Here is a 1,722-nt window from a genome sequence, read left to right on the forward strand (position 1 = left end):
CACACCCTGAAAATTAGAATGGAATAAAGCGTGTTGCAAGATGAAGAGATGAAGTAGGATAAGCCCTCGACCGATTCGTATCCGTCAGCTAAACGCATTGCTACGCTTACACCTCGGACCGATCAACCTCGTCATCTACAAGGGGTCTTACTTCCACAGGGGAATGGGAAATCTCATCTTGAGGGGGGCTTCGCGCTTAGATGCTTTCAGCGCTTATCCCGTCCGCACTTGGCTACCCAGCGGTGCTCCTGGCGGAACAACTGGTACACCAGAGGTGCGTCCATCCCGGTCCTCTCGTACTAAGGACAGCTCCTCTCAAATTTCCTACGCCCACGACAGATAGGGACCGAACTGTCTCACGACGTTCTGAACCCAGCTCGCGTACCGCTTTAATGGGCGAACAGCCCAACCCTTGGGACCTACTACAGCCCCAGGATGCGATGAGCCGACATCGAGGTGCCAAACCTCCCCGTCGATGTGGACTCTTGGGGGAGATAAGCCTGTTATCCCCGGGGTAGCTTTTATCCGTTGAGCGATGGCCCTTCCACTCGGAACCACCGGATCACTAAGTCCGACTTTCGTCCCTGCTCGACTTGTAGGTCTCGCAGTCAAGCTCCCTTCTGCCTTTGCACTCTAGAGCGCGATTTCCGACCGCGCTGAGGGAACCTTAGAGCGCCTCCGTTACTTTTTAGGAGGCGACCGCCCCAGTCAAACTGCCCACCTGACACGGTCCTCCCGCCGGATGACGGCGGCGAGTTAGAACCCCGATACGACCAGAGTGGTATCCCACCGGCGTCTCCACCGAAGCTGGCGCTCCGGCTTCTCAGACTCCCACCTATCCTGTACAAGTCGTACCTAGATTCAATATCAGGCTACAGTAAAGCTCCACGGGGTCTTTCCGTCTTGTCGCGGGTAGCCAGCATCTTCACTGGCAGTACAATTTCACCGGGTCTCTCGTTGAGACAGCGTCCAGATCGTTACGCCTTTCGTGCGGGTCGGAACTTACCCGACAAGGAATTTCGCTACCTTAGGACCGTTATAGTTACGGCCGCCGTTTACTGGGGCTTCGGTTCAGAGCTTCGCTTGCGCTAACCCTTCCCCTTAACCTTCCAGCACCGGGCAGGCGTCAGCCCCTATACATCGCCTTGCGGCTTAGCAGAGACCTGTGTTTTTGCTAAACAGTCGCCTGGACCTCTTCACTGCGGCCCCCTCGGGCTTTCACCCTACCGGGGCACCCCTTCTCCCGAAGTTACGGGGTCATTTTGCCGAGTTCCTTAACGAGAGTTTTCCCGAGCACCTTAGGATTCTCTCCTCGCCTACCTGTGTCGGTTTGCGGTACGGGCACCTATTTTCTCCTAGAGGCTTTTCTTGGCAGTGTGAGATCAGGAACTTCGGTACTGATGATTTCCCTCGCCATCACAGCCCAGCCTATAGAAAGGACGGATTTGCCTATCCTTTCGGCCTCACTGCTTGGACGCGCACTTCCAGTCGCGCGATTCCCTACCCTCCTGCGTCCCCCCATCGTACAAACGAAAATAGGTGGTACAGGAATATCAACCTGTTGTCCATCGCCTACGCCTTTCGGCCTCAGCTTAGGTCCCGACTAACCCTGAGCGGACGAACCTTCCTCAGGAAACCTTAGGCTTACGGTGGAGGGGATTCTCACCCCTCTTTTCGCTACTCATACCGGCATTCTCACTTCCAAGCGCTCCACCACTTCTC

Annotated in this window: 1 rRNA gene; it reads right to left on the reverse strand. The window is 55.8% G+C overall.

Annotation, left to right across the window (positions count from 1 at the left end):
* Nucleotides 1-54 precede the first annotated feature (54 nt).
* A 23S ribosomal RNA gene (locus QQZ12_RS16905) occupies nt 55-1,722 on the reverse strand; the annotation flags it as partial.

The organism is Laceyella tengchongensis, from assembly GCF_900182735.1.
Taxonomy (GTDB): domain Bacteria; phylum Bacillota; class Bacilli; order Thermoactinomycetales; family Thermoactinomycetaceae; genus Laceyella; species Laceyella tengchongensis.